This window comes from Enorma phocaeensis (assembly GCF_016901575.1).
Taxonomy (GTDB): Bacteria; Actinomycetota; Coriobacteriia; order Coriobacteriales; family Coriobacteriaceae; genus Limicola; species Limicola phocaeensis_A.
Genome location: NZ_JACJKQ010000004.1, coordinates 68,465 through 93,118 on the forward strand (window position 1 = coordinate 68,465; position 24,654 = coordinate 93,118).

General features: G+C 63.4%; 21 protein-coding genes. 11 read left to right on the plus strand and 10 right to left on the minus strand.

All coding sequences use genetic code 11. From position 1 onward, the window contains the following. The first annotated feature begins 96 nt into the window (after positions 1 to 96). The 3 genes from H6A15_RS04390 to H6A15_RS04400 all read left to right on the plus strand — a co-directional run bounded on the left by H6A15_RS04390 (position 97) and on the right by H6A15_RS04400 (position 4,710). Complete coding sequence (locus H6A15_RS04390) at positions 97 to 906, plus strand: methyltransferase domain-containing protein (RefSeq protein WP_204672544.1); 810 nt, start codon at positions 97 to 99, stop codon at positions 904 to 906. 59 nt (positions 907 to 965) lie between these two features. Next, on the plus strand, positions 966 to 1,886 hold the full coding sequence (gene trmB, locus H6A15_RS04395) for a tRNA (guanine(46)-N(7))-methyltransferase TrmB (protein ID WP_204672545.1): 921 nt from the start codon (positions 966 to 968) through the stop codon (positions 1,884 to 1,886). Positions 1,887 to 2,007: 121 nt separating this feature from the next. After that, positions 2,008 to 4,710 carry a DEAD/DEAH box helicase gene (locus H6A15_RS04400; protein ID WP_239462342.1) on the plus strand — a complete coding sequence of 901 codons (2,703 nt, stop codon included), beginning with the start codon at positions 2,008 to 2,010 and terminating at the stop codon, positions 4,708 to 4,710. Between the two features lie 341 nt (positions 4,711 to 5,051). Here H6A15_RS04400 and H6A15_RS04405 read toward each other — a convergent pair whose 3' ends face one another. After that, positions 5,052 to 5,378: a hypothetical protein gene (locus H6A15_RS04405; protein ID WP_204672546.1), complete on the minus strand. Its 327-nt coding sequence runs from the start codon at positions 5,376 to 5,378 to the stop codon at positions 5,052 to 5,054. 524 nt (positions 5,379 to 5,902) lie between these two features. Between H6A15_RS04405 and H6A15_RS04410 the strand changes: the two genes are divergently transcribed. After that, on the plus strand, positions 5,903 to 6,313 hold the full coding sequence (locus H6A15_RS04410; RefSeq protein ID WP_204672547.1) for a peptide deformylase: 411 nt from the start codon (positions 5,903 to 5,905) through the stop codon (positions 6,311 to 6,313). Positions 6,314 to 6,618: 305 nt separating this feature from the next. Here H6A15_RS04410 and dcm read toward each other — a convergent pair whose 3' ends face one another. Further along, entirely contained in the window at positions 6,619 to 7,884 is a 1,266-nt protein-coding gene (gene dcm / locus H6A15_RS04415; RefSeq protein ID WP_204672548.1) for a DNA (cytosine-5-)-methyltransferase, read from the minus strand. Positions 7,885 to 8,051: 167 nt separating this feature from the next. Here dcm and H6A15_RS04420 point away from each other — a divergent pair, with 167 nt between their 5' ends. From H6A15_RS04420 to H6A15_RS04450, 7 genes are all read left to right on the plus strand, one after another. After that, entirely contained in the window at positions 8,052 to 9,569 is a 1,518-nt protein-coding gene (locus H6A15_RS04420) for a Sau3AI family type II restriction endonuclease (RefSeq protein WP_204672549.1), read from the plus strand. 120 nt (positions 9,570 to 9,689) lie between these two features. Further along, entirely contained in the window at positions 9,690 to 11,093 is a 1,404-nt protein-coding gene (asnS, locus tag H6A15_RS04425) for an asparagine--tRNA ligase (RefSeq protein WP_204672550.1), read from the plus strand. 451 nt (positions 11,094 to 11,544) lie between these two features. After that, positions 11,545 to 12,276, plus strand: coding sequence for a hypothetical protein (locus tag H6A15_RS04430; protein ID WP_204672551.1), 732 nt, complete (start codon positions 11,545 to 11,547; stop codon positions 12,274 to 12,276). A gap of 185 nt (positions 12,277 to 12,461) precedes the next feature. Beyond that, positions 12,462 to 13,451 (plus strand): ABC transporter substrate-binding protein, encoded by a 990-nt coding sequence (locus H6A15_RS04435; RefSeq protein WP_204672552.1) that lies wholly within the window; start codon positions 12,462 to 12,464, stop codon positions 13,449 to 13,451. Positions 13,452 to 13,530: 79 nt separating this feature from the next. Further along, entirely contained in the window at positions 13,531 to 14,553 is a 1,023-nt protein-coding gene (locus tag H6A15_RS04440; RefSeq protein ID WP_204672553.1) for an ABC transporter substrate-binding protein, read from the plus strand. 268 nt (positions 14,554 to 14,821) lie between these two features. Next, the gene (locus tag H6A15_RS04445) at positions 14,822 to 15,751 is read left to right on the plus strand and encodes an ABC transporter permease (protein ID WP_204672554.1); all 930 of its coding nucleotides are present in this window, start codon (positions 14,822 to 14,824) and stop codon (positions 15,749 to 15,751) included. A gap of 3 nt (positions 15,752 to 15,754) precedes the next feature. Beyond that, positions 15,755 to 16,549, plus strand: coding sequence for an ABC transporter ATP-binding protein (locus H6A15_RS04450; protein ID WP_204672555.1), 795 nt, complete (start codon positions 15,755 to 15,757; stop codon positions 16,547 to 16,549). Positions 16,550 to 17,082: 533 nt separating this feature from the next. Here H6A15_RS04450 and H6A15_RS04455 read toward each other — a convergent pair. From H6A15_RS04455 to H6A15_RS04490, 8 genes are all read right to left on the minus strand, one after another. Then, a complete protein-coding gene (locus H6A15_RS04455; RefSeq protein ID WP_204672556.1) occupies positions 17,083 to 17,421 on the minus strand; it encodes a P-II family nitrogen regulator in 339 nt (112 codons plus the stop codon). Between the two features lie 129 nt (positions 17,422 to 17,550). Further along, positions 17,551 to 18,828 carry an ammonium transporter gene (locus tag H6A15_RS04460; protein WP_204672557.1) on the minus strand — a complete coding sequence of 426 codons (1,278 nt, stop codon included), beginning with the start codon at positions 18,826 to 18,828 and terminating at the stop codon, positions 17,551 to 17,553. Positions 18,829 to 19,037: 209 nt separating this feature from the next. Further along, complete coding sequence (locus tag H6A15_RS04465; protein WP_204672558.1) at positions 19,038 to 19,655, minus strand: hypothetical protein; 618 nt, start codon at positions 19,653 to 19,655, stop codon at positions 19,038 to 19,040. Next, positions 19,643 to 21,040 (minus strand): radical SAM protein, encoded by a 1,398-nt coding sequence (locus tag H6A15_RS04470; RefSeq protein ID WP_342635817.1) that lies wholly within the window; start codon positions 21,038 to 21,040, stop codon positions 19,643 to 19,645. Before H6A15_RS04470 ends, H6A15_RS04465 begins: the two co-directional genes overlap by 13 nt. A gap of 28 nt (positions 21,041 to 21,068) precedes the next feature. Then, the gene (locus H6A15_RS04475; protein WP_204672560.1) at positions 21,069 to 21,800 is read right to left on the minus strand and encodes an energy-coupling factor transporter transmembrane component T; all 732 of its coding nucleotides are present in this window, start codon (positions 21,798 to 21,800) and stop codon (positions 21,069 to 21,071) included. After that, positions 21,788 to 23,344, minus strand: a complete 1,557-nt coding sequence (locus tag H6A15_RS04480) for an ABC transporter ATP-binding protein (protein ID WP_204672561.1) — start codon at positions 23,342 to 23,344, stop codon at positions 21,788 to 21,790. The genes H6A15_RS04475 and H6A15_RS04480 overlap by 13 nt, the downstream gene beginning before the upstream one ends. Beyond that, a complete protein-coding gene (locus tag H6A15_RS04485; protein ID WP_204672562.1) occupies positions 23,337 to 23,936 on the minus strand; it encodes an ECF transporter S component in 600 nt (199 codons plus the stop codon). The genes H6A15_RS04480 and H6A15_RS04485 overlap by 8 nt, the downstream gene beginning before the upstream one ends. Before the next feature lie 3 nt (positions 23,937 to 23,939). Further along, complete coding sequence (locus tag H6A15_RS04490; protein WP_204672563.1) at positions 23,940 to 24,620, minus strand: YkoF family thiamine/hydroxymethylpyrimidine-binding protein; 681 nt, start codon at positions 24,618 to 24,620, stop codon at positions 23,940 to 23,942. Positions 24,621 to 24,654: the final 34 nt, after the last annotated feature.

Here is a 24,654-nt window from a genome sequence, read left to right on the forward strand (position 1 = left end):
ACGATTCACATTTCCAACACATTTTTGCCTGCATAAAACCCGCCCTAATCTCGGATAATATGCATCTACGGAAAACGCAGGCTCCAGGAGGACGATGTGGACGATCGCGGCGCGAGGGCGCTTATCGAACTCAACAATACGTTCTATCGCGAGAACGCCTCCTCCTTTTCCGAGACGAGGTCCGCGCCCTGGCAAGGCTGGCAAGAAGTCGCGCGCACCTTTTGCCGCGAGTGCCTAGAGGGACGCGCGGCGGGCGATCCCGTGCGCATCCTGGACATGGCCTGCGGCAACCAACGCCTGGCATCGTTTTTAGAAAGCGCGCTCCCCCATAGGGACATCGTGTACTGCGGCGTCGACTCCTGCGACGCTTTCCCCGCCACCGCGTCCCAGGCCTCGCGGCACATGCGGCGCGACTATATCCAGCTCGACGCGCTGCAAGCGGCGCTCGACGGCGCGCAGCAGCGCCTCGAGCGCATCGCGGCGCACAGGAACTATGACTTGAGCTGCTGCTTTGGCTTCATGCACCATATCCCGGGCTTCACTCTGCGGCTGCACATCCTTCGGTCCCTCATCGAGCTCACAAAGCCCGGCGGATTGATAGCGGTTTCGTACTGGCAATTCATGAGGGACCCGCGCCTCGCACGCAAGGCTCGAGAGACGACCGCGCTCGCCATGCGAGAACGCCTCCTTCCCCAGGAGGCTGCCTGCGCCCTAGAAGACGGCGACTGGCTCCTTGGCTGGCAGGACAGCCCCCGCAGCCTTCGCTACTGCCACAGCTTCACCGACTCCGAGGTCGATGCCCTCATCTCGGAGCTGTCCGCAGGACTCGCTGCGGAGATATGCAGGTTCTCAGCCGACGGCAAGACGGGTGACCTCAACCGGTATATCATGCTCAGGCGCGCATAGCGCCCTCGCGGCGCATCGGCGTCCATCCGCGCAAGCAGACATCACCGCGAAAGGAAGCCATGGGAGTCACCCACATCCGAACACCTAAGAACTTCGTGCTCGAAGAGCGGCTCGAACGCTATGCCGACGGCTTTGAAACCCATGCCGAATCGCTTGCGGGGCGGTGGGCGGAAGCGTGCTACCCGCTTCGGAGCGGTACGTGCGATTGCAGGCGGGATGGACAGGCGAAGATGCGGGGGGACGCGCCCGGCTCCTCCGCCAGCCCCTGTCGGCACCGACGTTTTGACCATGTCGAGCTCGACCTTGGGTGCGGCAAGGGCGCCTACATCATCCAGGCGGCACGCCAGCGTCCCGACACCCTGTTTCTAGGGATGGACGCCGAGCCCCTCTGCATCGCCTATGCCGCGCAATACATTCTCGAGAGCGGGCTGCCCAACGTGCTCGCCATTCCGCGAGGAGCCGACTCGGTGCCGCGCGTATTCGCCAAGGGCGAGCTCAGCGGCATCACGCTCAACTTCTCGACGCCCTTTCCGCGCGCACACGACGTCCGGCGTCGCCTGACAACCGCCGCCAGGCTTGACGCCTATCGGGGCGTGCTCGCACCGGGCGGGACCATAACCTTGCGTACCGACAGCCAGCCCCTGCGAGACTGGACCCTCACCCAGCTCGCAGCGGCTGGATACAAAACGCTTTGGACCTCCGACGACACACGTGCCGAGCATCCCGAGCTCCCCACTACGGAATACGAGTCTCGCCTCGTCGATCGCGGTGCACGCGTCTGGAGCGTTTGCGCCACGCCCGGCGACGCCCCTTCGCGCGAGCAGCTCGAAAGCGCCCTCGAGGCTGACCCCAGCCTCATGTCCTACCTGCCGGATGACCTCGAAAACCTTGACTACGTCCCACTCGGCATGGAAGACGCCGTGAGAAACTTCATCAACCGCCGTCGCCGGGCGGCGATGGGCGCCCGCCAGAAGCACTGACGACCCCGCGGCGCCGCAAGCGCCACGACTCGCACCATACACCGCGACGCGCGACGTCTCATGGCTCATAATGAACTCAATCACAACGAACACCACACGCTACACGACGGGAGCAGCCCGGATGAGTACAGAATCGCATCGCATAGCCCGAGGAAGCGTCGACGGCGGCGCGACTGCGGCGCCCGCCCGCACGAGCGCCAGCTCTTTTGCCGCTGGAACCGACGGCGTGGGCGAGGCGGGGTCGCTTGGCGCCCTCTCCCCCAGCTGGTTTTTGCCCGAGGACGGCTCCGAGCCAGAGGCGTGGCTCACGGCAGACGAGGCGTTCGAGCGCTTCCTGACCTGGTGCGAGGACCGCGGCATCGAGCTGTGGGAGCACCAGGAGGAGGCCCTCATGGACCTCGCCGCCGGCGACCACGTCATCCTGGGCACGCCCACGGGCTCGGGGAAATCCCTCGTCGCGCTGGGCATGCTTTTTATGGCCATGGCCCAGGGCAGGCGCGCCTACTACACCGCCCCCATCAAGGCGCTGGTGAGCGAGAAGTTCTTTGACCTGGTCGATGTGCTGGGACGCGACAACGTCGGGATGATCACAGGCGACACGCACATCAACACGGCTGCGCCCGTCATCTGCTGCACCGCCGAGATCTTGGCAAACCAGGCCCTCCGCGAGGGCGACGAGGCCGACGTGGGCTGCGTCGCCATGGATGAGTTCCACTACTTCGCCGACCCCGACCGCGGCTGGGCATGGCAGGTCCCGCTGCTCACGCTGCCGCACACCCAGTTCATGCTCATGAGCGCGACGCTCGGCGACGTCACCCAGATTGCCGACGCCCTGCGCGAGCGCACGGGCAACGAGGTCGACCAGGTGACAGACGCGCCGCGCCCGGTTCCGCTCGCCTACGAATACGTCGACACCGCCCTTGAGGGAACGGTCGAGCTCGCGCTTCGTCGCGGCGAGGCGCCGCTTTACATCGTGCACTTCTCACAAGACGCAGCCCTTGCCACGGCAAGCTCGCTCGCCAACTTCGGCATCGCCACCAAAGAGCAGCGTGAGGCGATCAAGGAGGCGGCAAAGGGCACGCGCTTCACCACGGCGTTCGGCAAGATCTTGAAGCGCCTGATCGGATGCGGCGTGGGTGTGCACCATGCCGGAATGTTGCCTCGCTACCGCCTGCTTGTCGAACGGCTGGCGCAGCAGGGCCTGCTTCCCGTCATCTGCGGCACCGACACCTTGGGCGTGGGCATCAACGTTCCCATCCACACAGTGGTGCTTACCGCGCTCACCAAGTTCGACGGCCACCGCATGCGCCGCCTGCGCGCCCGCGAATTCCATCAGATCGCCGGTCGCGCGGGGCGTGCGGGATTCGATTCCGAGGGCATGGTGATCGCCGAGGCCCCCGAGCACGAAATCGAGAACGCCAAGCTCGTCGCAAAGGCCGGAGATGACCCCAAGAAGCTGCGCAAACTCAAAAAGAAGAAGCCGCCCGAGGGCTTTGTCACCTGGAACAAGCAGACCTTCGAACGCCTCATCGAGGCCGCGCCCGAGACGCTCAAGCCGCGCCTGCGCATCACCCATTCCATGGTGCTCTCCATGGTTGAGCAGGGAGGCGACGCCCGCGAGCACGTCCACGAGCTCATCGCGGCGAGCCTGCAGACCCCGGAGGAGAAGCTGCGCCTCGAAGAGCGCGCCGACGAGATCTTCGCCACGCTCATAGATTCGGGCGTCGTGGTGCGAACCCAAGTGCCGCCTGCGCCGGACGCGCCGGACGACGCCGAAGAGGAATGGGACTACGCGCTCACCGTCGACCTGCCCGAAGACTTTGCCCTCGACCAGCCGCTCTCGCCGTTCCTGCTGGCGGCGCTCGAGCTTCTGGACCCCGAAAGCGAGACCTACACCATGGACCTCATCTCCATGGTCGAAGCGACGCTGGAAGACCCCAAACAAGTCCTGCGCGCCCAAGAGCGCGCCGAGCGCGACCGCGCCATGGCGGCCATGAAGGCCGACGGGGTCGACTATGAGGAGCGCCTGGAGCGCATCGCCGACGTCACCTACCCAAAGCCGCTTGAAGACGAGCTTGAAGCGGCATTTGCCCAATATTGCGAGAAGGTGCCATGGGCAAACGACTACGAGCTCTCTCCGAAATCGGTGCTTCGCGACATGCTGGAAACCGCATCGGATTTCAAGGGCTACATACAGCGCTACAAGATCGCCCGATCGGAGGGCATCCTGCTGCGCTATCTCGCCGAAGCGTTCCGCTCGCTGGACCGCACGGTGCCCGCATCAAAGCGCAACGACCAGCTGAACGACATCATCTCGTGGCTCGGCTTCGTCGTGCGCTCCGTTGACTCGAGCCTGGTCGACGAGTGGGCGGCGGCAGGAGACCCCGCCGCCCTCGATGCCGCCCCGCCCCAGGGCGCCGATGTGGTGGTCTCGGACCGCCGCGGCATGACCCTGTTGGTGCGAAACGCCCTTTTCTTGCGCGTAAGGCTGGCGGCACGTGGCCGAACCGAAGACCTCGGCGACCTCGACGAGACGTGGGGCATGACCGAGGTGCGCTGGTCGCGCGCGCTCGACGCGTTCCACGATGCGCACGAAGAGATTCTCACCGACGGCGATGCGCGCTCGGCGGCGTTCCTCTCTATTGACGAGAGCGACGAGCAGAGCGGCCACGTGTGGCACGTGCACCAAATCTTCCGCGACAACGACGACGACCACGACTTCGGCATCATGGCAGACGTCGACCTGGACGCCACGCAGGAGGAGAGCGAGGCCGTGTTCAAGAACTATCGCGTCGGCTTCTTCGAGGAGATCAACGAGGGGTGACGCATGCGGGCGCGGGGCGAGGCGTCATGACGAAACGCGGCCGAGCCCCTCGCCTACCGGCAGCAATGAACAGGGCGGTCTGCAAGATCCTGCACAACCCCACGCGAAACGTTCGTGTGGGGTCGACTGAGCGCGCGTCCCTACAGGGAGAACCAAGACTCCTGCCGCGCCGCACACCTCTGAGCAAAGGCATCGCGTGCCGCCTGAAGCTCTGCGCCGCCCCCGATAGAGCGTGCGCCCTCGGGACACACCGCGACGCAGCGGAAGCACGAGACGTAGAGCCCGGCGTCGGTCGCGGCGGCGTCTGCAATGGTGGTGGCTCCTGTGGGGCAGGCACGCGCTCAGAGCCCGCAGGCGGTACATGCCCCGGCGTCCACCTCGGGCTTGAACGCAACGCCGCCAAACGCGCGGTACGGCCGGTTGCCAGGGGCTGCGGCGACGCACGCCGCCTCGGCTCCGTCCACGCGCGCAAGTTTCTCGACGACCTGCGCGGCAAGCGCGCGCACCGCCGCGAGGTCGTCGGCATCCGGACGGCCCGCCGCCACATTGGTCATAAGCGAATGATGTGCCACGAAGGAGCCCAGCGCAACGGGCACGAAACCGCCTTCTACCAGCACGTCGGCCATCTCGAGGAAGGTGTCGTCCACAGCACGGTTGCCATAGCTCACCACAAGCACCGCAGGTACGCCCTCCGCCGCACCCGCTTTGTTGAAGAATCTCTGCGGATGCTTTATTTCGGCAAATATTGGTCTCTCGTAGCCAGCTCGTAGCTAGCTGCATAGGCGTAGATAAAGGGAGCGAAACCCCCTTCCGCCCGTGTTCCAGCGCAATCCCTCTACTAACATCCAAATGCATAGGCCGTAAAGTTCACACAGTGCGGATTAACGGAAACAAGACGTGCAGACAGCTTGGCATCAGCGGTAATCACCGGAGTTCCCCCTTTTGCCAGCTCCACGAATGATGCGTCCGCGAGGCCAAGTTCTTTATCGATAGTATATCACTTTTGCATCAAAATACGAACATATGTTTCATTATTCAATATGTGAGGCGTCTCCTCAATTCTTTACTGCGCTGAAACATTGACTTAAGACACGTTGAAGTTCGAGCCATGCAGCCGAAGCGCACCGAAACAAGTGCTACCGTCTTGAAACCGAATCAGCCCAACGGGCGCCAACCGATGAAGGGAACGCACATGATCAAGCCCATCGTCACCTCCTTGATAATGCTCCGCCTGCCCTCTGAGGAGGCGACCCCCGACGACGCGCAGGTTGGCCAGGACCTTATCGACACGCTCGAGGCCCACGCGCATGAATGTGTCGGCATGGCGGCAAACATGATCGGCGTGCGCAAGCGCATCATCGTGGTACGCGACGGCACGAAGACGCGGCTCATGTACAATCCCGACATCATCAAGGGCACAGGTGAATATCGCGCGCAGGAGGCCTGTCTCTCGCTTGACGGCGTACGTCCCGCCGCTCGCTGGCGGCGCATCAAGGTCTCGTATCTTGACGAGGAGTTCCATCGTCACGTGCGAAGCTTCACCGGAGACGTTGCGCAGGCCATCCAGCACGAAGTTGACCACTGCAACGGAGTGATTATCTAGGGGAAATCTTCGAACTCCTACGTCGTAGGGAATTTGGAGGAGGAGCACCGGACACGCCCGGGCACGCGGGCCCCACATCGGTCAGGCCCCGCAGTCCCAAAGCGCCTCAAAACACCGACCACGTCTCTTCTGGGTGCTATCTAACTGGCTTGGGCGGCCAGGCACGACGAGGGCACTTTATTGCGCCCGCCGTGCCTGACCGCCCAAAAGGCAGCGAGCGCATAGATGACCTTTGTCGAATATCAGGCTGGACCCGACGGCATCGTTCGATTCAGCCGGGTCCAGCCTAAAGACATGGATATAGGTTAGTCAGCAAGCCGCCTCGCCATGGCAAGCCCGATTCTGTGTGGGATGCCTGTAACCAAGGCGTTTCCCATGCAGAAAGCTCGCTGGCCATCCGTCATACCAGTATCGGTCCAACCTTTGGGAAAACACTGCAACTGATCGAGTTCGTCTGGGACAAGTCGACGAAGGCGCCCGTCAGGGGTCTCGATTACATGCTTGAATCGCGATGGCGAAACTCCACCCTCTCCTGTCAGAATCGTCCGTGAGGGCCTATCGAGAGCATCTGGGAACGCCATGGCGCCCTCTGTATACATGTACTCGAAGCCAGTTCTCTTGTTTTTCCGAGGCTCTCGCTTGGCGCCTTTGAGATATTTCCAGTCTGCGATTTTGTCCTCCGAGACGTAATACTCTTCAGGCACCTCGTCGTCTGAAACGAGCACGTCGCCAAGCGTAGCGCGACTCCCCTGATACAGTTCGACAACCTCTGCCGTAGTGACGTGACCGCCCTGCATGATTCCCGCAGAGCGGAAAGGCGACGTCTTGCACCCCACGCCAAACGAATCGGAATTGTCGGCAGGACTTCCAAGAAGATCGAACTCATCGCAAGATAACACCTCTTGAATTGGAAATGCCTCCGCCATAATCCCCTGCGTCAGCCTTTCGACATGACTCCAGCTTTCATCTGTTTTCTCGGCATAGATGTAAACGCGCTTCCTACGTTGAGGAAACCCATATTCTGCACTGTTTACCACACGCCACTCAACCGCATATCCCAGAGACGAAAGACATGAAAGGATGATTGCGAAATCGCGGCCACGTTGCGACGCGGGGCTCTTCAGCAAGCGGTCAACGTTTTCAAACAGACAATACGTAGTGTCCGGCTTAAGCCGGAGGAAACGGTAGATGTCCCACCAGAGCACACCTTTCTTCCCCTCAATACCACTTGCCTGAGAAAGCGTTCGTGCCACGGAATAGTCCTGGCAGGGGAAGCCGCCGACGACCATATCAACATCCGGTATATCGATGTCCCCTGCCTCGTATTCATCAAGAACGGCATGAATATCCTCGTTGACAACAGAATCCATACCAAAGCGTGCCTTGTAGCATCGGGCTGCAAACTGGCGTCTGTCCGTTCCCGGCTCCCACTGGTTGGCCCACACCGTCTTAAATGGACCCGCTGGGGGCATCTCAAACTCCGGATGGTCCGGGTCGTGATATCCATCAAGACCCAGCCTGAACCCACCGACGCCCGCGAAGAGCTCGGCAACTCTAATTACTGAGGACACGTTTCTCCAATCGCTACTGTGTTCTCGTTTATGTGCTGACTATTCTACGCGATCAAAGCTATCCGCTCGTCCGGACATTAGGATTCGCTCGGCTTTGTGTTCGCCTCAATACCAAATCGCAGAATCTACAATGAAGGCAGCCAATCACGAACCCTTGGAGGCGCCGCATGGAAAAGAGCGTCGAGCTTAGGAAGCTTCTCGAAAAAACTGACTTTAGCAGCGGTGAAAGCATCGAGCGATTTGCCCTGCACCTGCAAGGGATGACCTTTCGAGAGGTGTTAGACCTAGGAATTGCGCCTCCCAACATCAACGTTAAGGACTATGGCAGCAAACGCTTCAAAGGCGGTATGGGCAATCTCCTGGAAGAGAGATACTTTGGATATCGCTCGAACAGCGATGAGCGCCCCGACTTTCCCGAAGCGGGAGTCGAACTCAAGGCGACGTGCTTCGATATTCGTAAGAAGGACCATGAGCCAACCGCGGGCGAACGCCTCGTTCTCACCATGATTCCTTTCGACGAACCCATCGAGGAGGACCTCTTTACCTCGCACCTGTGGAATAAATGCAGAAGGCTGCTCCTCATTTTTTATCTGCGCGATCGGACGAAAGACAGATATGACCAAACGATCGAATACGTCACGCTGTTCACCCCATCGAGAGACGACCTGAAGATCATCCAAGACGACTACCGGAAAATCGTCTCCTACATTCGCGACGGAAGAGCCGACGAGCTAAGCGAGGGCATGACATCGTATTTAGGCGCCGCGACCAAGGGTGCCTCGGAAGCGACGATGTGGACCACCCAGTTTTACCCCCACATCGAGAAAGACGGTACCAAGGTCTACCGCAAAGCAAAGCGCCGCGCATTCTCGTTTAAGCGCCAGTACATGGATTACATCTTGCATCATGTGATTATGCAAGATCGGCACGCAGCGGAGAGAATCGTTGCTCCCGGAGAGCTTGACGGGGTCACCTTCGAAGAATACGTCACGAGCCAGATTGCGCTCCATATCGGAAAAACCGACCTGCAGATTGCCGAAGAACTCCAAGAGCCCTACACCGGCAATAAAGCGCAGTGGACCAAGCTTGTCTATCGCATGCTGGGCATCAAGGGCAACCGTACTGAGGAGTTCATGAAAGCCGGCATCTCCGTACGAGTCGTTCGAATTGAGGAGAGTGGGCGAATCAAAGAGAGCCTCTCATTTGCTCCTTTTGAATTCGAAAAGCTGCTCGCCGAATCATGGGACGACTCGGAGTTCCGATCGTATCTCGACGAAACGCGGTTCTTCTTTGTCGTGTTCAAAAAGGTCGATGGCGCCTATCGCTTGGCAGGAAGCATGTTTTGGAACATGCCCGTCGCCGAGATCGAGGGAGAGGCGAAGCGCTGCTGGGAAAAAACGCGCAAGGTTATTTCGAGCGGCGTTGAGCTCGTTCCATCAAAGCAAAAAGGCGGCAAGCTAATCTTCCGAAATAACCTTCCCGGCATTTCGGACAACGCCCTCGTTCATGTAAGGCCTCATGCCCAGCGAGCGGCCTATAAGCTGGATGATGGAACGACGATCGGCAATATAGAACGAGACGGCTCGCGCCTTCCTGATGGCAGATGGATGACGCGCCAGAGCTTCTGGTTCAACAATAGCTATCTCCTCTCAATATTGAACGCCACATTGAATGACGCTCGATAACCCCCACCGGCCCATAGCAGCGCAGCGATACCATTGGTATCATTAGTGCGGCATCTAGGAGGTCCGGCGCGCGGCGCGAGCAGGAGCGCGGCGCGCGGACAGAGCATAAGGAGTACACCTGTGAATCGCACCAAGATTGCGCAGCTCTATGCGGACGCCGAGGCATTCGGCGGCTCGCAGGTCACCGTGGCGGGCTGGGTCAAGTCCGTTCGCGACATGAAGAACTTCGGCTTCGTCACCCTAAACGACGGAAGCTGTTTCCGTGACCTGCAGGTGGTCATGAATCGCGACGCGCTCGAGAACTACGACGAGATCTCCCACCAGAACGTCTCTGCCGCGCTCGTGTGCACCGGCACCGTCAAGCTCACCCCAGAGGCCCAGCAGCCCTTCGAGCTCATCGCCGAGTCCATCGTGGTGGAGGGCCCCTCCGCCCCGGACTACCCGCTGCAGAAAAAGCGCGCCACCGTCGAGTTCCTGCGCACCCAGCAGCACCTGCGTCCGCGCACCAACCTCTTCCGCGCCGTCTTTCGCGTGCGCAGCGTAGCCGCCGCAGCCATCCACTCCTTCTTCCAGGATCGCGGCTTCGTCTACGTGAACACGCCCATCATCACCACCTCGGACTGCGAGGGCGCCGGCGAGATGTTCCATGTCACCACGCTCGACATGGAGAACCCGCCGCGCACCGACACCGGCGCCATCGACTGGTCGCAGGACTTCTTCGGCAAGCCCGCCTCGCTCACCGTGTCCGGCCAGCTCAACGCCGAGAACTTCGCCATGGCGTTTGGCGATGTCTATACCTTTGGCCCCACCTTCCGCGCAGAGAACTCCAACACCACGCGCCACGCCGCCGAGTTCTGGATGATCGAGCCCGAGATCGCCTTTGCCGACCTCGACGACGACATGGACCTCGCCGAGGACATGCTCAAATACGTGATCCGCACCGTCATGGACAAGTGCCCCGACGAGCTCAACATGCTCAACCGGTTTGTAGACAAGGGCCTTCTCGAGCGCCTCGAGCACGTGGCAAGCTCCGATTTTGCCCGCGTCACCTACACCGACGCGATCAAGATTCTCGAGGACGCCGTCGATGCCGGCCACCACTTCGACTATCCGGTGAGCTGGGGCATCGACCTGCAGACCGAGCACGAGCGCTTCCTTACCGAGGAGCACTTCCGCCGTCCCACCTTTGTGACCGACTACCCTGTCGATATCAAGGCGTTCTACATGCGCCTGAACGATGACGGCAGGACCGTCGCCGCGGCAGACTGCCTGGTTCCGGGCATCGGCGAGATCGTTGGCGGCAGCCAGCGCGAGGAGCGCCTCGACGTTCTCGAGCGCCGCATCTCCGAACTTGGCATGGATCCCGAGCAATACAAGTACTATTGCGACCTCCGTCGCTTCGGCACGTGCAAGCACGCCGGCTTCGGCCTGGGCTTCGAGCGCCTGGTGATGTATCTCACCGGCGTCGGCAACATCCGCGACGTGCTGCCGCACCCGCGCACCGTGGGCAACGCCGAGTTCTAGTGACCCGAGCGCACCCCTGGCCCCTGCCTCATAAGCGCTTCGACGCCTTATGCCAAGCGCCTCCACAAGCCCCGCCGCCCGGCGGGGCTTGTTTGTTGTCGTCGCCGTTGGGCGGGCGATTGGCGCCGTCTACCGAACGGGGCAGGCCGGCGCATCTGCTTCCCACCGCTGCAAGCTGGCCGGTTTAGAAATCGGAGAGGTATCTGTCAGATTTGGGAAAGGTCCCGCCGATAAGGTTGATGGTATGGCGTCGTCCGGACAGCGACCGAAGGGGGATCCCATGGCAGATGTCCTATCTCACAACGCAAGCCAGAAACGCATGCCAGGGACGCTCTGCCCTCATACAGGGGCACTCCGTCTACAGATTCCCGACCGCGGCACTCCCCCGCAGCCGGACGACGCCCCAATCGAGAGGCCTGGCGCCGCCTTGCCCCGCGGCATCTCGGCAGGGGTGCTCAGAACGCTTCGCGTGCTCGAGCTCCTCACGGCCCAGAGCGACGAGGAGCATTTCATCAACTCGGGAGCCCTGATTCAAGAGATCGAGCACCCCTCTTCGCCGGGGACGCCCGCGACGCACGCCAGCCGCGGCACCATCTACCTTGCCGTTCGCACGCTGCGCCTGCTTGGCTACAACATCGCCTCCAACAACTCCAGCGGCTACGCGCTTGTAGGAAGAGAGTTCAGCCGCGATGAGATGAACCAGGTCCTTCGCGCCGTCTCGCGATACCCCAAACTCGACGCCCGCGAGCGGCTCGACCTCACGCGCCACCTGCAAACCCTGTGCACGCCGACCCACCGCGCCGAGCTCGCCTGCGGCGCGGCCCATGCCGCAGGCGAGGCCGAGGCCACCCATGCGCTCCGCTTTTGCCTGGCGTCTCCGATGGCGATCGCGCGCGTCGCCGCGCGAGAGCAGGGCGACCTCTACTTTGAGCTCACCTCTTGCAGCGAAGGGCTTCCGCACAGCAGAAGGCGGCGACTGACGGCGCCCACCTTGCGCGAGCGCGGGGGAATTTGGTTTGTGGCGGGCCAGGAGCGCATGCCGCGGCTTGGCAGCACGAGCTGGCGCATGGTACGGCTTGACCGGCTCGCCAACCTTGCGACTTTTTCCGAGAGCGGCACGGTATATGTGCACCCCTTCGCCCCGAAGGCAAGCCCCCAATCGGCAGGCGGCCGCCAAGGTTAACAGTTGGTGACACCCCGGGCCTGACCGAGGGGGCCGCATATCATATATCTACTTGCAAGGGGCAGGCTGCACCCCTTCGCGACCCCCTCGCAATCCGGACGTCGCCACGACGCCCCGCGGAGGGCCCGGATCGTCGAAGGGCGGCACGCGCCCAAAGACGATTCGACCGCAGAAGGGGACCGCTCATGAAGCGACTCAAGACGCTTACCTCGGCTCTCGCCGTGGGTGCCCTTGCCGTCACGCTCGCAGCGTGCGGCGGGCAGGATGCCGGCCAAGGCTCCACAGCCGGCGACGGAGACACGTATCAGATCGGCGTGATCCAGCTCACCGAGCACGGCGCGCTCGACCAGGCCAACGAGGGCTTTATCGCCGCGCTCGACGAGGCCGGCATCTCCTACTCCGCCGACCAGCAGAACGCTCAGAACGACCAATCTGCCTGCCAGACCATCGCCTCCAAGCTGGTCAACGACGGCGATGACCTCATCTTCGCCATCGGCACGCCTGCGGCGCAGGCCGTTGCAAGCGCGACGAGCGACATCCCCATCGTGGGCTCCGCCATCACCGATTACGCCGAGAGCGGCCTTGTCAGCTCGAACGACGAGCCCGGCGGCAACGTGACCGGATCTTCCGACCTCACCCCGGTCGCCGACCAGATCGACCTTTTGCAGCAGCTGCTGCCCGACGCCCAGACCGTGGGCCTGCTCTACTGCAGCGCCGAGGCCAACTCCGAGATCCAGATCGAGATGGCCGAGGAGGCCCTCGACGAGGCCGGCATCGCCCACGAGCGCTACACCGTCTCGAGCTCCAACGAGATCCAGCAGGTCGTCGAGTCCATGGTCGGCAAGGTGGACGCCATCTACGCCCCCACGGACAACACCATCGCTGCCGGCATGTCGACCGTCGCGATGGTCGCCAACGAGAACAAGCTGCCCGTCATCGTGGGCTGCGACACCATGGTTGAAGACGGCGGCCTCGCGTCGTACAGCATCAACTACTACGACCTTGGCTACAAAGCCGGCGAGATGGCCATCGAGATTCTCGAGAACGGCGGCGACCCGGCGACCATGCCTATCGAATACCTCTCGAGCGACGAGTGCACGCTCATCGTGAACCAGGAGACCGCCGACGCCCTGGGCGTCGACATCTCGGCCCTTGAGGACGCGACCATCGTCTAACGTCTGCCGGACACAGACCCCACGGCGCCGCGCCCGGCGCCCGAAACCTCGGCGCATCCGCGCCACGAAGGAGGCTCCCATGAACATCAACACCCCTGTGACCAGGCGCTCCGCGGCCCTCGGCATGCTCGGCCTTATGGGCGCGGCAGCCCTTGCCGGCTGCAGCAACGACTCGGCCGGCAACGGCTCCACCACCCAGGGAGGTTCTGCGAGCTACAAGATCGGCGTGCTGCAGCTCACCGAGCACACCGCGCTCGACGCCGCCAACCAGGGCTTCGTGAAGGCCCTTGACGACTCGGGCATCGACTATGAGATCGAGCAGCAGAACGCGCAGAACGACCAGTCCGCCTGCCAGACCATCGCGCAGACCCTCGTGAACGACGGCTGCGACCTCATCCTCGCCATCGCCACCCCTGCCGCCCAGGCGGTCGCCGGCGTCACCTCGGACATCCCCATCATCGGCACCGCCATCACCGACTTCGCCGAGAGCGGCCTGGTTGACTCCAACGACGAGCCCGGCGGCAACCTCACCGGCACCTCTGACATGAACCCCGTCTCGGACCAGATGGACCTCCTGCAGCAGCTGCTGCCCGACGCCCAGACCGTCGGCCTGCTCTACTGCACGGCAGAGGCCAACTCCGTAATCCAGATCGAGATGGCCGAGGAGGCGCTCGACGGGCTGGGCATCGCCCACGAGCGCTACACCGTCTCGAGCTCCAACGAGATCCAGCAGGTCGTCGAGTCCATGGTGGGCAACGTCGACGCCGTCTACACCCCCACGGACAACACCATCGCGGCAGGCATGACCACCGTCGCCATGGTGGCCAACGAGAACGGCCTCCCCACCATCTGCGGCGAGGTGGGCATGGTCGAGAACGGCGGCCTTGCCTCGGTTTCCATCAACTACGAGGAGCTGGGCTACCGCGCCGGCGAGATGGCGGTCGAGATCCTCACCGAGGGCGCCGACCCCGCGACCATGGCCATCGAGACCATGTCGGTAGACGAATGCGACCTGGTGTATAACCAGGAGACCGCTGACGAGCTTGGCGTCGACGTGTCGGCGCTGGCCGACGAGGGCGGACAGGACGTCTCCGCCGCATAGCCACGGCCACATCGTCACGGCGCGCGGTCGCCACAATCGCACGTTCCAGCACGGCCCGGACATCCCATGTCCGGGCCGTGCCCGTATCAGGCGCGACCCTCTGTCCCGGGCGTGGGCGCGTTTCCACTCCATTACAAGCGCGGCTCTCGCGTTGGGCCAAAACGTGCGTGCTAGACTGAATAATCCCGTATGCATCGTGCATACACCGAAGACATGGTACCCCGGCGGCTCCTCCGTCGGGGTTCGTTTGGTATGAGAGGAGAGGCAGATGGGACTCGCTCTGCTTAGCGCCGTCTCCCAGGGCATTCTCTGGGGCATCATGGTGCTCGGCGTGTTCATCACCTACAAGCTGCTCGACATTGCAGACCTGACGGTCGACGGCAGCTTTGCCCTGGGCGGGTGCGTATGCGCCGTTCTCGTGGTGGGGGGCGTCGATCCGGTCGTGGCGGTGCTCGCCGCCATGCTTGCCGGCATGGTCGCCGGTGCAGTCACTGGCTTTTTGCATACCGTATTCGAGATTCCCGCGATTCTCGCCGGCATTCTCACCCAAATCGGCCTGTGGTCCATCAACCTGCGCATCATGGGCAAGTCCAACACCCCGCTGCTGAAGAATGACACCATCTTCAGCGTGGTGGGCGACCTGACGGGCCTCAGCAGCAACACCGTCGCCATGATCGTCGGCGTGGGCGTGGCCGTGCTCATCATCGCCCTGCTGTACTGGTTCTTTGGAACCGAGATCGGCTCCGCCTGCCGCGCCACCGGCAACAACGAGGCCATGGTGCGCGCGCTCGGCGTGAACACCAAGGTCACGAAGCTCATCGCGCTCACGCTGTCCAACGGCCTCGTGGGCCTCTCCGGCGGCCTCATCTGCGAGAGCCAGAAGTATGCCGACATCGGCATGGGCACGGGCGCCATCGTTATCGGCCTTGCGGCCATCGTGATCGGCGAGGTGCTGTGGCGCGTGCTCCCCTGGGCGAAGCTGCACTCCTTCGGCGGCCGCCTCACCGCCGCCGTCGTCGGCTCCGTGGTGTACTTCCTCATCCGCGCCATCGTGCTCCAGCTGGGCATGGACGCCAACGACATGAAGCTGCTCTCCGCCATCATCGTGGCGCTCGCCCTGTGCGTGCCGGTGGTGTGGGAGAAGTACCAGCTGCGCCGCAACTACAAGCTCGCGCTGCGTGACGAAGGGGGGCGCTAGGCCATGCTGACAGTAAAGCGCGTCTGCAAGACCTTCAACGCCGGAACCATCAACGAGAAGCGTGCGCTCGTAAACCTTGACCTGCACCTCGACGCCGGCGACTTCGTAACCATCATCGGCGGCAACGGTGCGGGCAAGTCCACGCTCATGAACATGATCGCGGGCGTCTACCCCATCGATGCGGGCACCATCGAGCTCGACGGCGTCAACATCTCGCGCCTCTCCGAGCATTCGCGCGCCAAGTACCTGGGCCGCGTTTTCCAGGACCCCATGATGGGCACCGCCGCAGACATGCAGATCATCGAGAACCTCGCCATGGCCCGCCGTCGCGGCCAGCGCCGCACCCTGCGCTGGGGCGTCACGCACTCCGAGAAGGACGAGTACGCCGAGCGTCTCGCCGAGCTCGGCCTGGGCCTTGAAAAGCGCCTCACGTCCAAGGTGGGCCTGCTCTCCGGCGGCCAGCGCCAGGCGTTGACCCTGCTCATGGCCACGCTCACCGAGCCCAAGCTGCTGCTGCTCGACGAGCACACCGCCGCGCTCGACCCCAAGACCGCCGCGAAGGTGCTCGACCTTACCGAGAAGATCGTCTCCGAGCATAAGCTCACCACCCTCATGGTCACGCACAACATGAACGACGCCATTCGCATGGGCAACCGCTTGATCATGATGCACGAGGGTTCGATCATCTATGACGTGGCGGGCGACGAGAAGAAGTCGCTCACCGTAAAAGACCTGCTGCAGAAGTTTGAGGAGGTCTCGGGCGGCGAGCTCGCCAACGACCGCATGCTGCTGAGCTAGCCTGTGCGGGCGCCGGCTCCAATCGGAGCGCCGGGCGATACGCTGCACGGGCGGTGGAGCCGCACGGTGGAGCCACATCGCGATCGCTCTGCCACAATCAATCGCTCTGCCACAATCGGGGCCTGTCCGAGACTCGGACAGGCCCCGATTTCCGTTCAAAGCCCCTTTTGAAATGATACTGAGAAAAACGAATTCGCTTTTCCGACATTTTGAGGTGACCAGCTCGGTAGCCGAACATAGTACAAACTCTCTACCAGGCGTTTTCTTGTAGCAAATAGGCTGTCTACTCGAAGGGCCGAGCAAAAATGTCGGAAAAGCGCGTTCATTTTTTGCCGGCCCTCATGCCGTGGGCTCCAGGGCCGCCCATTGCCCGCGATCGGCGGCGCAAAGCGCTAAGACTGCCCGATGCCCGCACGTGGAGCCGTCTACATACCGAAGCGGGGCTCCGGCGTTCACGACCAGATCCCCGTGTTGGGAATATGTCTCTTAGCTAGCGATCGATCCTTAAGCGCATGTCGCGTCGCACCGCGCCGCTATAGCGCCGCCTCGCCCCGATCGCCGGTACGGATGCGCACCGCCTCCTCGACGGGCTGCACGAAGATCTTGCCGTCGCCCACCTCGCCGGTCTTTGCCACCGACACCACGGCAGCGATCACGTCTTCCACCGCGTCATCTGCCACCACGATGGCGACTTGGATCTTGGGCACCATGTTCAGCAGCACCTCGGTGCCGCGATAGTATTCCTTCCATCCATGCTGGTGTCCAAAGCCCAGCACCTCGGAAATCGTCATGCCGGAGACCCCGACGCCCACCAAGGACTCCTTCAGGGGCTCCAATATCTCTGGCCGCACAATGGCCGTCACGCGTTTCATAGCTCGCTCCCGTTCTTATCGCCGTGTAAACCACCGTCCGCGCCATTGCGGGCGCAGAACAGAAGGCGCGGCGGGGCGTGGCGACGGCCGCAAAGCTCCGTCGTGTCCCAGCGCCGCGCGGATACATGCCTACGAATCCAGGCCGGTGTACGCCGGATAGGCGCTCTCGCCGTGCAAGGTGACATCCATGCCCAGCGCCTCCTCGCGGTCGTCGGCGCGCAGGCGTCCGCCGAAGAGCGCCCGCACGACCAGGATGATGACAGCATCCACGACGACCACAAGCACGAGCGTCACCACGATGCCCAGAACCTGGCTTATCAGCAAAGAAGGGTCGCCCGTGTAGAGCAAGCCGCCCGCATCGGTCCAGGAAAGCTCGGGCACGCAGAACAGACCGGTGAGCAAACCGCCCAGGATGCCGCCCACGCCGTGGCATCCAAACGCGTCGAGCGCGTCGTCGTAGCCCAGGCGCGCCTTCAGGTGCGAGATGGCAAAGTAGCACACCGGCGAGACCACAAGCCCCATGATGACCGCGGCCCAAGGCTCGACAAAGCCAGCGCTCGGCGTTACCACGACGAGCCCGGCGACCAGGCCGGTGCATGCGCCGACGAGCGTGGGCTTGCCGGTCGCCTTGGCCTCGATGGCCATCCAGGACGCCAGGCCCGCCGCACTCGAGACAACGGTGTTGAGCACCGCGAGCGCCGCCACGCCATCCGCCGCAAAGGCAGACCCGCCGTTGAAGCCAAACCATCCAAACCAGAGCAGGCCCGCTCCCAGAGCCACAAACGGAACGTTGTGCGGACGGTACGAAGCGATTCCAAAGCCCCGGCGCCCGCCGAGCGCCAGGCATAGCAAGAGGCCCGTCACGCCCGAGCTGATGTGCACCACGTCGCCGCCGGCAAAGTCGAGCGCACCGATGATGTCGCCGATCAAGCTGCCGTCTCCACCCCAGACCATATGGGCGAGCGGCGCATAGACCACGATGGACCAGATGGCCAGAAAGGCCATCACCGCGCCAAAGCGCATGCGACCGGCGACCGACCCCGTTATGATGGCGGCCGTGATGAGGGCGAACGCCATCTGAAAGACGATGTCGACCAGGGAGGGATAGGCCGTGCCGTCAGGCACGTCTGCGGCCTCGCCCAGCATGGATTCAACCGTGCCCATAAGGCCCAGCTGGTCGAATCCGCCGATAAATGGACTGGTTCCGTCGCCGCCGTAGGCCAACGACCAGCCCACGAGCACCCAGGTGAGGCCCACCACGCCGATGACGCCAAACGACATGAGCATGGTGTTGATGACGTTTTTGCGACGCGACAGGCCGCCATAGAAAAACGCGAGTCCTGGCGTCATGAGCAGCACCAGCATGGTGCTGACGAGCATGAATGCCGTAGTTCCGGAATCGTACATGCGTCCCCCCTTCATCGTACGGCGCAAGCGCCGGGTTCGTACGGGGCGATGCTACCGCCGCTCGTCGCGATGAAGGTGGCCTGCCCGCCCGGTTTACAGCCTCACAACCGTATCGAAACATGGGAAACGGGTTTGAAACCGCTCCGAAAGCAGCGGGCTACACGCGGTTCACCAACCTGACTCCAAGAAGAAACAAAGGCGTGGCAGCGCTACGACGCGATGGATGCCTCCCGGAGGGCGAGCGTATCCAGATGAAGCTCGGGGCGAGGGGCGAGGGTGGGCTCGCGAGCGCAAGGAAGGGCGCACGGCACTGCGACCGGACGAACCTGCGACGGCACGAGACGCGCACGGCCGTCGACGCAAACCGTCCTTGCCGGCTCGCTCCCGCCAGCCTGCATTCCCACGCGAAGCTCCCAAACCGATGCGATGTCCGCCTCGGGATCATGCGCGCGAAGCGCGACGAGAACGCCTGAAAAGACGGGGCCTGCGATATGGCACCGCCAAACATGCACCCTAAGCCGCCAGGCGTCCATGCCTTCCTCAGACGATGCCCTGGGAACCCAAAGCGTGGCGGGACGGTCGAACCACAGCCCTTCAACCAGGCCTGCGCCCAAGTCGCTGCGCTCCTCTGCGAGGGCGACCGCAAGCGCCTGCGGCCCCGCCGCGGCATCCGATGCCCCGACGAGCGCCACGCGGCACCAGAACGCACCCGCATGTCCCGGCACCTCGATGGCGGCCGGCACGATGCCGACCTCCCCGTCGGCCGGCGTTTCAAACGCGCCCACGACCCCTTCGGGCACAGGCGAATAGCGGTCTAGCGCCAGCATTCCTCATCCATCCTCTCCAAATCTGCACAGGGATGGTTGCCGCACATCTTGTAATCATCGTCCAGGCAGATGAGCCCATGCGCCCGACGAATGTCATGAAACCCCTGCGCCAAGCGCACGTAGTAGTCGACAGGCGCCATAGGCTGCCAGCCCAGCCGGGCTCGGCGATGCGGGCGCCACACGATAAAAAGACAGTTCACCCCGCGCTCGGCAAAGTATTCGCAGCCCGCAAGGTTCGACGCAAGCGCCTCGCCCGTCGTCTCGAAACCATGCGGTGCCGCAAGCTCGGCACCTGCGACGACCTGCGTATACACGTTGCCACGCCCGAAGACCTCGACGGCGTCGACGGTGCGGCGCACCCACTCGTCATGCCCCACCACGCGCTCCTTGCCCGGGCAGAGCCATCGGAACCTCTCGCGGTCCCACACCTCGATGTCGGCGCTATAGGATGTGATGCCGGTCTCACGCCGGATGCGCTCCAGCAGATGCCTGGGGTAGGCCGGCGCCATGAGCTGACAGGGAAACCGACCCGAAAAGTCGCGGCCCATAGCCTGGAGGTCGCAGATGTAGCGCTCGACTTCGCGCTCGAACGGCTCGGCGCCCGAATAGTCTGTGCCTCCCGACAGGTAGAGCTCGGAGAAGCGCCCCGGCTCCTCGAGGGCGGCGTGAACGGTCTCGTAGAGGTCTTCTGGGTCGACCGCGGGATCTTCATGCCCCTTGGTGAAAAAGGCGCAGAACCGGCATTGCTCGCGACGGTCCCAGAAATGACACGTGCGGTATGCGGTGAAGATGAGCTTTTGCGGGCGCACGTCGACAAGGGTGTCCATGAGGGTGCCGCGCGAGGTTCGACGCCCGAAGATCCCAGGGCGCGGCACGAAGTCCACCACATCGATCGCCGGGTCGCCCTCCCGCGCCTCGCGCAGAACGAACGCCCCGAGCTCCACATCGAGGTCCAGGAGGTAGGGGTCCTCATACGCCTCGCCGTAGTTGACGAACACGAAGGTGCCGTCACGAAGCACCACCGCCCCCGGCATGACCTGGCTCGTAGAGCGGCCGGCGAACTCGATTTCGAAGGAGTTCGCCTCGTCGCCCTCGCCGGGAACGGTGCCGAAGCGGTAGTCATCTTGCTGCAGGCGCTCCATAGCGCGTGGCGAGATGATCGCCCCGTGACACGTGAGACTGAGCTTCATGATCACGAAAGGCGCCATGCCGGGGTTCTCCTCGCACAGGCGCCGCCATTCGGCATACTTGGGATAGGAGCGCGGGTCCACGTCGCGGTTAAGGGCCTCGCGTGCGTCGGCAGCCCTCGATGCCGTCGCCGCCCGCTCGCGCCCAGGCGCCTCCCCGCGCCCGCCTCTTCCAGAAGCCTCCCCAACATGCGCCATCTGCTTCACGACGTCCCCTTCCTGCGACTTATCTGACCAGCATGAGCCCTGCGGCGATTGCCGCCAGCACGCCCAAGGCAAACGCGACGTCGCGGGCGCGCAGCGGCACGCGGAAGGCGACGCGGCGCGGGGCATCGTTTTCGAATCCACGCGACTCCATTGCCATGGCGAGGCTCTCCGAACGTTCGAGCGCGTGCGCCAGCATGGGCAGCAGGCGCCGGGTAGAGAAGGGTCCGGCCTTGACGCCACGCACCTTGAGCGCGGCCCCCACCGTGCCGAACTCCTCGCGCACCACCGGAAAGAAGTGATATGCCGCAAGGATCCCGTAGGCAAACTTCGGAGGCAGCCGGAACTGCTGCATCAGGCTCATCACAAGCTCGAACGCGTTGCTCGTGAAGGCAAAGAGCATCCCGAGGCCTCCGTAGGCAAGCACGCGCGACGCAAGCTGCATGGCGGTGGTCCAGTCAGTGGCAAGCAGGGTCCGCTGCCCGAAGACGCTCGTCGACACGCCCACCGCCTCTGCGTTGCCCGCGCCGCCCGCTCCAAAGAAGAGCCCTGTGGTAAAAAACGCCAGCGCCGTCAAGAAAAATGGCAGCAGGGCAAGCGCGAGGCGACGTCGGTTCACACCGGACGTGGCGACCGTCGCCACCAGGCAGGCTAGGCACACCGCCACGTTCACCGCAACGTTGTAGGTAAGCGACAGCATAAGCGACGCCACGATGAGCGTCGCCAGCTTGACGCCCGGATTTATGCTCCGCATGGCGGCTCCTTCCGCTCCTCGACATACCGGTCGACCTCTTGGGGCGAGAGCGCGCGCAGCGACCCGTCCTCAAGCAGCAGCACCTGATTGGAGATGGCGCGCGCCAGCTCGACATCGTGCGTGGCGACGAGCACGGCGAGCCCTCGCTCGACCCGCTTCATAAGCAGCTCGAGAATGAAGCGCGTCGAGCGCTCGTCCTGCGCATAGGTGGGCTCGTCCAAAAGCAAGACGTCGCAATCCGCCGCAAGCATGGCGAGCAGCGCCAGCCTGCGCTGCTGCCCCTGAGAGAGCTCGTAGGGCGATGCCTGCGCGCGTGCGTCGAGGCCGAATTCTTCGAGCAGGCCATGGGCGACCGGGGCGAGCTGCTCGTCCGGCACGCCCGGCCTCGACGCCCGAAGCGTTACGAGCACCTCGTCGCTTACGGTCAGGGCGAGAAACTGGAAGCGCGGGTTTTGGAAGACCAGCCCCACGCGGCCCGCCGACTCGACCGAACCGGAGAAGCGGGCGGCCCCCGCGAGCGCCGTGAGCAGCGTGGACTTTCCCGATCCGCACTCCCCGACGAGCGACGTGACGCTGCCACGCGGGAGCGCGAGCGAAAGCCCGCTCAGAAACGGCGTCCTGCCATGGCGCACCGTAAGGTCGCGCGCCTCGAGCGCCGCCGAGGCGTCGCCGGCAAGATGCGGCGGATGCACGCCGCGAAGCCAGTCGGATCCCAAGAAGAGCCCGCGCGCCGCGAATGCCTCGCGACGCGCGGGCGCCTCTGCCGGCGAAAAGGCAAGCTCGTCCAGGTTGCCCTTGCGCTCCATGAAGATAATTCGCGAGCAAAACGGCAGCCACCAGCCTGGCTTGTGGTCCACGACGACAAGCGTGACCCCCCGCCGCTTCAATCGCTCGAGCTCGCCTGCAAGACGCCTGCAGGAGAGCGGGTCGAGGTTGGCGAACGGCTCGTCCAGCACGAGCGTGCGAGCCCCGGTGGCAAGCGCCGTCACGAGCGCGAGCTTCTGCTTGGTGCCGCCCGAGAGCGTATGGATGGGGCTGCGGGCATAGCCGTCCAGCCCCGCAAGCTCAAGCAGCTCATGGGCGCGAGCGTCAAGGTCGCCGGGACAATCGACGTTCTCGAGCGCAAAGAGCACCTCATGGAGCACGGTGTCCATGCAAAACTGGTTGTCGGGGTTCTGAAAGAGGATCGACACCGCCCGAGAGCGCTCCTGCGGCCCCATCCGGTCGATGGGCCGGCCCTCGACCTCGACCGAGCCTTCGAGCACCCCCGCATAATCCGGATAGAGGCCGGCCAGGCAGTAGGCAAGCGTGGACTTTCCGCAGCCGGACGGGCCCATCACGAGCAGCGTCTCACCCGGCTGGACGGAAAGGGAGATGTCGCTGAAAACGGGGGTCTCCCCCTCCGCATAGCGAAAGGTGAGACCCCGGCACGAGAGGGCGGGTATGTCGCGCGGCGCCTTTGCAACCGAGGTGCGCGCGCCCCGAACGGACAAGGCGGAGGCGTTTGGCGCGTCCGGCCCGATGTGTGCCTTGCCGCTACTCATGCGCGCGACCGAGCGCATAGCTCTTCAGAAGGCCGGTGCGAGCAAGCTTGTCCGCAACGACCTTGCAGATGACGCCGGCAAAGAGCACCGAGCTTGCCAGGCGAATGATGAAGAACAGCGCCAGCAGCGGCACGGCGAGCTCGCCATAGCCGGAACGCACAAAGCTCCACACAAAGCTGATGATGCAGGAACATGCCGCCGCCAGAAGCATGGTCGACCAATCGAAGCGGCGGTAGCGAAACGCCGCGAACGCGAGCTCGGAGCCGATGCCCTGCACGAAGCCCGTCACGATGACCATGGGGCCATACATATTGCCCAGCAGCACCTCGATGAGCGCCGCGATGATCTCGGACACGAGCGCCACGCCCGGCTTCTGCAGGATATAGGCCGCAAACGTCGACGCCATGAACCACACGCCAAATAGAAGCTCGTTGCCCAAAAAGCCCAGGCCCATGGGCGTGCAGGCGGTGTTGATGAACGACGACAGATACACCGCCACCAGATACACCACGCCAAACACGATGCAGCACATGGCAACCAGAATAATCTCTTTGAGCTCCCAGCCCATCTTGTTGCTGTTCGTCGTCGCCATAGGTTACTCCTCCTCGTCGGTCGGGCTGTTTACGTTGATGGTGAAGTGCAGCACGTAATGGGAGACGGTGTGCTCCATGAGTGCGCAGACGTCGTCAAGATAGGTGAAGATGTCGCGGATGCTGCCCTCGACGCGCGTCGCGTAGTGGATGCTCGTAGGGTTGAGACCCAGCTCCTCGGCTCGATACCAGACCTTGGCGATGTCGTCGATATAGTTCTCGACGCCAAGCGGATAGAGCGAAAGCTTGGCGAGCGCCGGCTGCGTGGCCGATGCTACGGTCGCGGCGTTGGGCGCCTCACCCTCGCAGGACAGGACCGAGTCGCCCGAGACGTCGCCGGGGCATCCGCGCGAGACCTGGCCCTCGAGCGCCATGTGGACGCCCTCGCGCCACGCGTTCGCAAAGAGCGCGGCGACGGCGTCGACCACATACTCGCGCTTGCCGCGATAGACCGTGGACAGCGCGTCCGACTGGCACCAAACATGGCTGGTGTCCGTCTTGTCGAGCGCGCCCAAGATGATGGACACGAAATCATCGGTCATGGGATATAGGGAAAACCTGCACCCCGTGATGGGCAGATCGGTCCCTCGCCCCGACCACGGCAGGTCTTCGCGGCCGCAGCCGCACCCGCAACCGCAGGAATCAACGGCCTCGCTCGAAACCGCATTCATCGGTTTTTCTGTCATGGCTTCCCTCCCAGAAGCGTCAAGCCGTACACGC

Excerpts from the sequence above, each read along its gene's own strand:
- H6A15_RS04490 (WP_204672563.1), bottom strand. The coding sequence starts at position 24,620 with ATGACAGAAAAACCGATGAATGCGGTTTCGAGCGAGGCCGTTGATTCC.
- H6A15_RS04450 (WP_204672555.1), top strand. The coding sequence starts at position 15,755 with ATGCTGACAGTAAAGCGCGTCTGCAAGACCTTCAACGCCGGAACCATC.
- H6A15_RS04475 (WP_204672560.1), bottom strand. The coding sequence starts at position 21,800 with ATGCGGAGCATAAATCCGGGCGTCAAGCTGGCGACGCTCATCGTGGCG.
- H6A15_RS04410 (WP_204672547.1), top strand. The coding sequence starts at position 5,903 with ATGATCAAGCCCATCGTCACCTCCTTGATAATGCTCCGCCTGCCCTCT.
- H6A15_RS04440 (WP_204672553.1), top strand. The coding sequence starts at position 13,531 with ATGAACATCAACACCCCTGTGACCAGGCGCTCCGCGGCCCTCGGCATG.
- H6A15_RS04480 (WP_204672561.1), bottom strand. The coding sequence starts at position 23,344 with ATGAGTAGCGGCAAGGCACACATCGGGCCGGACGCGCCAAACGCCTCC.
- H6A15_RS04445 (WP_204672554.1), top strand. The coding sequence starts at position 14,822 with ATGGGACTCGCTCTGCTTAGCGCCGTCTCCCAGGGCATTCTCTGGGGC.
- H6A15_RS04470 (WP_342635817.1), bottom strand. The coding sequence starts at position 21,040 with ATGGCGCATGTTGGGGAGGCTTCTGGAAGAGGCGGGCGCGGGGAGGCG.
- H6A15_RS04455 (WP_204672556.1), bottom strand. The coding sequence starts at position 17,421 with ATGAAACGCGTGACGGCCATTGTGCGGCCAGAGATATTGGAGCCCCTG.
- H6A15_RS04485 (WP_204672562.1), bottom strand. The coding sequence starts at position 23,936 with ATGGCGACGACGAACAGCAACAAGATGGGCTGGGAGCTCAAAGAGATT.
- H6A15_RS04420 (WP_204672549.1), top strand. The coding sequence starts at position 8,052 with ATGGAAAAGAGCGTCGAGCTTAGGAAGCTTCTCGAAAAAACTGACTTT.
- H6A15_RS04460 (WP_204672557.1), bottom strand. The coding sequence starts at position 18,828 with ATGTACGATTCCGGAACTACGGCATTCATGCTCGTCAGCACCATGCTG.
- H6A15_RS04400 (WP_239462342.1), top strand. The coding sequence starts at position 2,008 with ATGAGTACAGAATCGCATCGCATAGCCCGAGGAAGCGTCGACGGCGGC.
- H6A15_RS04435 (WP_204672552.1), top strand. The coding sequence starts at position 12,462 with ATGAAGCGACTCAAGACGCTTACCTCGGCTCTCGCCGTGGGTGCCCTT.
- H6A15_RS04465 (WP_204672558.1), bottom strand. The coding sequence starts at position 19,655 with ATGCTGGCGCTAGACCGCTATTCGCCTGTGCCCGAAGGGGTCGTGGGC.
- trmB (WP_204672545.1), top strand. The coding sequence starts at position 966 with ATGGGAGTCACCCACATCCGAACACCTAAGAACTTCGTGCTCGAAGAG.